Origin of the sequence: Pseudomonas sp. W2Oct36 (assembly GCF_041060465.1) — a bacterium.
GTDB classification, from domain to species: Bacteria; Pseudomonadota; Gammaproteobacteria; order Pseudomonadales; family Pseudomonadaceae; genus Aquipseudomonas; species Aquipseudomonas graminis_B.
In genome coordinates, this window is record NZ_JAUERW010000041.1 from 1 (window position 1) to 8,061 (window position 8,061).

Annotated in this window: 5 protein-coding genes; 1 reads left to right on the forward strand and 4 read right to left on the reverse strand. The window is 63.9% G+C overall.

The window, feature by feature from the left end; translation table 11 throughout:
* Nucleotides 1-126: 126 nt before the first annotated feature.
* The 4 genes from mnmH to treS all read right to left on the reverse strand — a co-directional run bounded on the left by mnmH (nt 127) and on the right by treS (nt 6,037).
* A complete protein-coding gene (mnmH, locus tag QWI18_RS25640; RefSeq protein WP_369320185.1) occupies nt 127-1,236 on the reverse strand; it encodes a tRNA 2-selenouridine(34) synthase MnmH in 1,110 nt (369 codons plus the stop codon).
* A complete protein-coding gene (selD, locus tag QWI18_RS25645; RefSeq protein ID WP_369320186.1) occupies nt 1,236-2,270 on the reverse strand; it encodes a selenide, water dikinase SelD in 1,035 nt (344 codons plus the stop codon). The genes mnmH and selD overlap by 1 nt, the downstream gene beginning before the upstream one ends.
* Nucleotides 2,271-2,608: 338 nt before the next feature.
* Entirely contained in the window at nt 2,609-3,652 is a 1,044-nt protein-coding gene (locus QWI18_RS25650; RefSeq protein ID WP_369320187.1) for an MFS transporter, read from the reverse strand.
* A gap of 315 nt (nt 3,653-3,967) precedes the next feature.
* Nucleotides 3,968-6,037 (reverse strand): maltose alpha-D-glucosyltransferase, encoded by a 2,070-nt coding sequence (treS, locus tag QWI18_RS25655; RefSeq protein WP_065991461.1) that lies wholly within the window; start codon nt 6,035-6,037, stop codon nt 3,968-3,970.
* A 215-nt stretch (nt 6,038-6,252) separates the two neighbouring features.
* Here treS and QWI18_RS25660 point away from each other — a divergent pair, with 215 nt between their 5' ends.
* Nucleotides 6,253-7,698 (forward strand): PLP-dependent aminotransferase family protein, encoded by a 1,446-nt coding sequence (locus QWI18_RS25660; protein ID WP_369320188.1) that lies wholly within the window; start codon nt 6,253-6,255, stop codon nt 7,696-7,698.
* Nucleotides 7,699-8,061 lie beyond the last annotated feature (363 nt).

The following is an 8,061-nucleotide window of genomic DNA, read 5'->3' on the forward strand; positions in this document are numbered from 1 at the left end:
GAAGGAACCCTGAGGAACGAAGGGCCAAACCAGGAGCAAGCACCCTTGGTTACTTGGGGTGCTTTTCCAAGTAACTCGCCGAAGGCGAAACGTCTGCCCCCAGGCAGACGCTCTTGATCTTGATCTTCAACCGCGGTAGTTCAGTTTCCGCTGTTTCAGATATTCGACAACCGCCCTCTGATCTCCGGAAAACTCGATCCGGGGATTCTTGCTGTCCCGCTGAAACGCATACATCGGATCGTAATACTCGCTCAACATCCCGCTGATCCAGCCCCGGTGCAGATCCACCGCCCCGCTGCGCGCCTGCTCGGCCAAAGCACTGTCCATAATCGCCGCCAGCCGCTGATAACGCTCACCGCCCAACCGCCGAACGATACTCGACAGACTCTGCTTCAGCCGCTCGGCGTAGGCCGCAAAGCCCGTTTCAACGCCCTGCACCGCAACGAACTCCGCACACAGATCGGTCACATAATCCTTCAGAATCCGCTCGACGCGACTCTCGAAACTGTCCTCCAACCACACCAGCGGCGCGTCCTGCATGATCCGGTACAACTCAAGGGGCACCGCACGACTGCCGACGATCCGCCCTTCATCCTCGACCACGAACTGATTCACATGCCGCGCGCGCTTTTTCAGAATATCCACGGCCAGCACGTTCTCGAAATCGATCTGCCCTGGCTGCGGCGTCGCGTGTTTGCCAAAGCTCGAACCGCGATGGTTGGCATGGCCCTCCAGATCGAGACCGTTGTCGAGTTGCTGCAGCACCTCGGTCTTGCCACTGCCAGTGAGCCCGCCAATCAGCACGAAATCGCACTCGGCCACGGCCTGATCCGTCACCTCAATCAAAAAGCTGCGCATCGCCTTGTAGCCACCGATGACCCGGGGGTACTCGATACCCGCCTCGCTCTTGAGCCACTGCTGAGTGATCTGCGAACGCAGGCCACCACGAAAGCAATACAAAAAACCCTCGGGGTGGTTGCGGGCAAAACTGGCCCACGCATCGATTCGCGCCTCCTTCACGTCGCCGGACACCAGCGTGTGGCCCAACTCGATGGCGGCCTGTTGACCGTCCTGCTTGTAGCAGGTGCCGACCTTCTGCCGCTCGACGTCGTTCATCAGCGGCAGATTGATCACGCCGGGGAATGCGCCCTTGGTGAATTCCACCGGCGCGCGGACATCCATCATCGGCACGTCGCTGAGGAAGATCTCGCGCAGGTCGGCGCTGTTGTCGCGCATCAGAACACCTCGACCGCGAGCGGCTGTCGCTCGACCAATTCGCCGATCGGCGCAAGGCTCAGGCCCAGTTCACCGGCCAGGGCCAGGAACGCCGCCTCTTCAGCGGGCTCCACGGCAATCAACAGGCCGCCGCTGGTTTGCGGGTCACACAGCAGCAACTTCTGCGCCTCGGACAGGGGGCCGATGCGCTCGCCATAGCTGTCGTAATTGCGGTGGGTGCCGCCGGGGATGCAATCCTGCTCGATATAGAAGTCGACGCTGCCCAGACGCGGGACGGCGGCAGCGTTCAGCCGTGCAGTGACCTGACTGCCGTCGGCCATCTCAACTAGGTGCCCGAGCAAGCCGAAGCCGGTGACGTCGGTCATCGCGGTGACGCCGGCCAGTCGGGAAAAACGGCTGCCCGGCTTGTTCAGCGTACACATCACATCACGGGCCAGGCCGATGTCTTCGTCGCGCAGCAGGCCTTTTTTCTCGGCGGTGGTGAGGATGCCGATGCCCAGGGGTTTGGTCAGGAACAGCTTGCAGCCCACGGTCGCGGTGTCGTTGCGCTTCATGAAGCGCTTCTCCACCAGGCCGGTCACGGCGAGGCCGAAGATGGGCTCCGGCGCGTCGATGGAGTGGCCGCCCGCCAGTGGAATGCCCGCCGCGTCGCACACCGCACGTCCGCCACGAATGACTTCGCGGGCAATCTCCGGGGCGAGCACATTGACCGGCCAGCCGAGAATGGCGATGGCCATCAACGGATCGCCGCCCATGGCGTAGATATCGCTGATGGCGTTGGTGGCGGCAATGCGGCCGAAGTCAAACGGGTCGTCGACGATGGGCATGAAGAAATCGGTGGTGGACACGACGCCCTTTTCGTCGTCGATGGCATACACCGCTGCGTCATCGCGCGATGCGTTTCCGACCCACAGGCGCGGGTCGAGGTTCTGCGCGCCGCTGCCGGCGAGGATGGTTTCCAGCACCTTGGGCGAGATCTTGCAGCCGCAACCGGCGCCGTGACTGTATTGGGTAAGACGAATCGGGTCGGTCATGGGAAGCCCCTGAGTTTCAAGGCGCCGAAGTCTAACAGACGCGCCAGTGGGTTGAAGAGTGGCTGGATGGTTGGACACGCGATTGTCGTGGGACCGGCTTCAGCCGGGAAAGCATCGGATGCCACGCCGCAAAACCGAGGGTGTCCACACCGACCCCTTCCCGGCTAAAGCCAGTCCTACCGTCAACACCGCGTGCTGTCAGCAGGACCGGTTTCAGCCGGGAAGGCGCCCACTTCAGCGCTTCGCCATACGCCGTGCCGTGAGCACCTGCGCCAGCATCAGCGCGCCGACGCACAACAGTGCTTCGCGCAGGCCGACCACATGGGCAGCGAAACCAATCAGCGCCGGCCCCAGCAGAATCCCGCAGAGCCGATCCCGGTGATCACCGCGATCGCCAGCCCCGCCGGCATCGCGGTCTGTGCACCGACCACCGAGCAATACACCGGAAACGTGTTCGACAAGCCCAGCCCGATCAGCGCAAAGCCCAGCAGGAACAACGGCCACGGTTCCAGCAGGATCGCCATGGCAAACCCGACCATCACCAGCAGCCCGCCGCCGATCAGCAGGTTCACGGCGCCGAAGCGGTTCCTTAACCAGTCTCCGGAAAAACGCCCGGCCGCCATGGTCAGGGAGAACACCGCGTAAGCGCCGCCAGCCACCGACACATCGATCTGGTGCATGCGGTTCAGGAACACCGCGCTCCAGTCGAGCATCGCGCCCTCCACCAGCAGCGCGATGAAGCAGAGAATCCCGACGATCACCACGTGGGGGGTCGGCCAGGCGAAGGGCGCGGATGGATCATCCGCGCCGTGGGGCACCAGGTAGCGCGCGTGCCACAGCAGCATCCCGCCGATCAGCGCCACCACCACGGCCACGGCCAGCAACGGCGACGCGCCCAGCCACAGCAGCAAGGTCATCAACAGCGCACTGCTGATGCCGCCGAGGCTGAACAACCCGTGAAACCCCGACATCATCGGTCGCCCGTGATCGCGCTCGACCATCAGGCCCTGCACGTTCATCGCCACGTCGATACTGCCCAGCCCGGCGCCGAACACGGCGAGGGCCACTGCCAGCGCCGGCAGTGAAGACAGCGTGGCGAGCAGCGGCAACATGCAGCAGATCAGGGTCCCGCCGATCATCGAGACAAACCGGCACCCCTTGCGCGTGGTCAGCATGCCCGCCAGCGGCATCGTCAGCATGGAACCGAGGCCGAAGCACAACAGCAGCAAGCCGAGCTGGGCTTCTTCAAGCCCGGCGCGGTCGCGAGCGAAAGGCACCAACGGCGCCCACGCCCCCAGGGACATCCCGGACAGCAAGAACGTCAGGCGATAACTCCACAGATGAACGAAGACAGGGGGACGAACGGATTGAGCGATAGACACAAGCAACGACCTGAACAGGTCTGCGCGAGCGGCAGACGGTGAATAAAAAGCGATCCCTCGCTGAACGCATTCCTTCGTAGCACCGGCTTCGGCCGGGAAGAGGCCAGTCTGTACACCCTCAAATCTGCGGTGTAGCTCATGACGCTTTCTCGGCTAAAGCCGGTTCCACAAATTGGAGTCCACCCCAGCCCTGCGGGTGTGCCCACTCTCTCGTAGGACCGGCTTCAGCCGGGAAGAGGCCAGTGTGGACACCCTCACTTCCAGGGCGTTACCACTGGCGCTTTCCCGGGTGAAGCGGGTCCCAAAGAGGCGCGATTACATCATCGGTGCCGCCATGCTGACCACACGCAGCGCCAGGCCTTCGTAGGCGTCCAGCGTAATGGTGAATTCACCTTCTTCGGTCAGGTCGCCTTCGACGCGCTCGTTGATGATGTCCACCACCGGGCCCGGCGCAATGCCCGGCAGGTGCAGGGTCTCGACGATGGCTTCGGCACTGAAGTTCAGCGCGGTGATCTGCGTGCCCTTCCCGGCTGGCAGTTCGTGAACCATGATCAGCAACCCCGGGTGTTCGACGTCCGGAATCAGAATCTGCCGGCTCGCCGCGATGTCGTAGGCACGGCGCACCGCCAGCAGTTTTTTAAGCTGCGAGGCGAACGAATCCGGGCGCTTCAACTGCTCAGGGAGGCTGCCGTACAGCGCGCGAGCCCGGGGCATGCCGCCTGCGGAGACTTCGCAGTCCGGGTCCATGTCGACCAGGTCATAGCCCCCGCGATGGATCCAGCGGGTATCGCCGTCACCCATCAAGTGCTCCACCTGCTCGGCCGGCAGCGGCAACGCGCCCACCAAGTCCCAGCCGGACAACGCGAACACGCCCGGCTGCATGGCGTTGAACATCACCAGCAGCAAATGAATGTGCTGGATCTTGTCGATGTCGGCGGCGGTCATGCTGTCCAGCTCGCGAATGCCCAGCGCCGCGGTGATGATGCTCGCCGTAGTGCACGACACGCCGTTGGTGACGAACTTCAAGTTGTACGGCGCGTGCTCGCCCGCCAGACGCTCGTACATCTCCTCGCGGATGTGCTCGCGCAGGATGTTGCCCGGGAACGTCTGGCCCTGATACAGGTACTGATCGTGGGCGTGCAGCGTCCAGAAGTGCACCAGTTCCAGGGTCAGCTCGTCGTGGTTCTGCAGCGCGTGAATCAGCGATGCGGGGTCGATGCCGAACTCGTGCACCTGACGCAGCATCAGCCGCAGAAACTCGGTGCGACCGGTCAGCAACGCGTGCTGGTAGGCCGGGCGGGTGACAAAGTCATAGGACAGGTCGGCGCCGCCGTGGGACATCGACGCAATGTCGTCGATGGTCAGGTTCAGCTCCTGAAAGCTGAAGCCGCCCGCCTTGCGAATCGCCCCGGCGAGCAACTGATTGCCGGTGATCGACAGCGGATGGCTCTCGGACCACGCGGTGCCATCGGCCTTGCGCTCGACGCCAAGGAAACCGTTGGCATCCAGACGCAACACCCGCGCGCCCATAACGTCAATGGCGTGCAGGGCGTCGCCGATGATCATCTGCTGCGCGGCAAAACTCGGGTCCAGCCAGTTCAGCGACGGCTGGCCTTCCTTGAAGTAATGCAGATAAACCCAGCGCCGGTCCTTGCCGTCCACGCCAGTCACCACCTGGGTGGCACTCCAGTCGGTTTCTTTCACACCGGGCTCGAAGAAGATCACCCGCTGCAACTGGCCGACGATGTAGTGCTTGTCGCGCAGGGCATCGACGGTGGCGGGCAGCAGGTTGACGGCATCGCGGCCGGCCGGGACGTCCGGCAGCAGCGACCAGTCTTCCTCCTTGATCTCCACCATGTGATAGAGGCCCGGGTACTCTTCGTAGGCCATCTCCGCCAGGCGGAAATCCGCGCCCTTGCCGGTGTGGGACGGGATCACGTCATCCACGACGATCGCGTTGTGCGCGGCGGCGATGCGGCTGAGGTTGAGAAACTGGGCGTCGGTGCCGAGGTCCGAATCCACTTCGAAGCTGATGCGGTCGAAGTTGCCGTCGATGCTCGGGGTGCGCTCGCGGCCTTTCAAACCGCCGGAAGCTTTCAGCGGGCCGTTATGAATGCCCTGGATGCCGATTTCCGACAGCGCGTGCCAGAGCTGCTCATCGCCCAGCGCTTCGAGCACCGAACTGCCATCGCGGGTAATGATCGACGCCGGGTAGGCGGTGAACCAGACCGAGCCGATGGCCGAAGCGTCCCTTGGACGGGCCTGGGCGTAAGGCCGCTGCCAGAGACGGCCCTGGCCGCCATACAATTTTGCGCGTTGCTTTGCGGCGTTGAGCATCGATTGCTCAACCAGCCATTCCACGTACTGCTTGTCCGGGGTGGTCATGTGTTCGGGGTTCCATCTTCAAGTGGATGGGAGCGGCGGCCAACGGCGCTGCGAGCGCTGTGCGGACCGTCCTGCCTGTGGGTATCCAGGTTTATGCCTAACTCTAAGAGCACCCTGGCGCGCAAACGTTGCATCGGTTGCTATGCCATGGACTGCCGCGCTGGCTAAAATCCACCCGCGTGCGTCCGCACCGCCAGCGCTGTTCAGGGGTTTGCGTGGAATTACACATCGTTATCGAGGGCCGCAAGGACCTCGCCCATCAAGTCTACGAACAGCTGCGCGACAGTATCGTGTCCGGCCGGCTGGCGGCGGGCGTGCAATTGCCGCCCAGTCGCCTGCTGGCGGCACAGTTGGGGTTGTCGCGCAAAACCATCTCCGACACCTACAGCCGACTCACCTACGAAAACTACCTGGTGGGCAAGGTCGGCAGCGGCACGTTCGTCAACACTTTGAGCGCCTCTTCCGCACCTCGGCCGGCACCTTCGCAGCTGGCCAGCGCCCACATCGTGGCGAAATGGGAACGTATCTCCCTGCCCCTGCGCCACCCTACCCGCGCGGGCACCCTGCGCTACGACTTTCTCGGCGGCGCGACAGCAAAAACCCAATTCCCCCATGACGAATGGCGGCGCTGCGTGCATCACGCGGTGCGGCAGATGTCCCCCGAGCGCGGCTTTTACAGCCAGCCCGAAGGCCTGCCCGCCCTGCGCGCCGCGATTGCCGGGCACATTGCCTTCGCCCGCGGCGTCCGCTGCGGGGCCGATGACGTGGTGGTGTGCAATGGCGCGCAACAGGCCCTGGACCTCATCGCCCGCGTGCTGATCGAACCCGGCAGCCGCGTGGCGATGGAAGACCCGGGCTATACGCCGGCGCGGCTGCTGTTTGCTGCCCAAGGCGCCGACGTCGCCAGCGTGCCGGTCGACAGTGAAGGCATCATCGTCGACCAGATTCCGGACAACGTCTGCGCCATCTACGTGACCCCGTCCCACCAGATGCCGCTGGGCATGCCCATGAGCCTGGCCCGCCGCCACGCCCTGCTGGAAAAGGCGCGGCGAATCGGTGCGATCATCATCGAGGACGATTACGACAGCGAATTCCGCTACGAAGGGCGCCCGACTGACTCATTGCAGAGCATGGACGAGCACGGCGTGGTCGCCTACGTCGGCACCTTTTCGAAAACCCTGTTGCCGGAATTGCGCCTGGGTTATGCCGTGCTGCCGGCGGCGATCGTCGAAGCGGTGATCAAAGCCAAGCAACTGACCGACTGGCACACCTCGACACTGCCGCAATGGGCCCTGAGCAAATTCATCAGCGAAGGCCTGCTCAACAAACACATCCGCCGCTGCCACAGCACCTACGCCGGGCGCCGCGAGCGCATCCTGTCACGCATCGCCTGCGACCTGTCGCCCTGGCTGGAAACCATCCCGTGCACGGCGGGCTTCCACATGGCCGTCATGCTCAAAGCCTCCCTTGATCCGGCGATCGACCTGCACCTGCTGGTCGATCGCGCGCGGGACAAGGCCCTGGGCCTCCACCCCCTCCACGGGTTCTACAGCGACGCCACACCGCGTGATGGATTGATGCTGGGATTCGGCGCCATCGACCTCCTCGACATCGACCCCGCGCTGGACCGGCTGCGGGATCTGCTGAGGGGGTTTGGTTAACCCGATAAGTCGAGGGCGCTCACCCCGGCCCCTTCCCGGCTGAAGCCGGTCCTACTAACAGCGCGCGCTGCATCAGTGAAACCGGTGACGCGGAGCGTCAGGAGATGCATTCCCACGCAGAGCGTGGGAACGATCAAGCAAAAGCCGGTCCCACTAAAAGCAGACCCCGCACACCCCGTAGGACTGGCTTCAGCCGGGAAGCTTTTGATCTGCTCTTGATCCGCTTTTGATCTTCGTACGCATAAAGCTCAGTCACCGCCAATCGCGACTTGGGTGCAGGCTGAACGCAGGTCTCGCTCCGTGGGCCGAGCGGCATGGATGCCGCGAGAGCCGCCCCCCGCCATGGATGGCGGATGGCGGCGG

Bases quoted from the DNA above. Each gene is read 5' to 3' on its own strand.
- mnmH (WP_369320185.1), bottom strand. From the start codon at position 1,236: ATGCGCGACAACAGCGCCGACCTGCGCGAGATCTTCCTCAGCGACGTG.
- selD (WP_369320186.1), bottom strand. From the start codon at position 2,270: ATGACCGACCCGATTCGTCTTACCCAATACAGTCACGGCGCCGGTTGC.
- treS (WP_065991461.1), bottom strand. From the start codon at position 6,037: ATGACCACCCCGGACAAGCAGTACGTGGAATGGCTGGTTGAGCAATCG.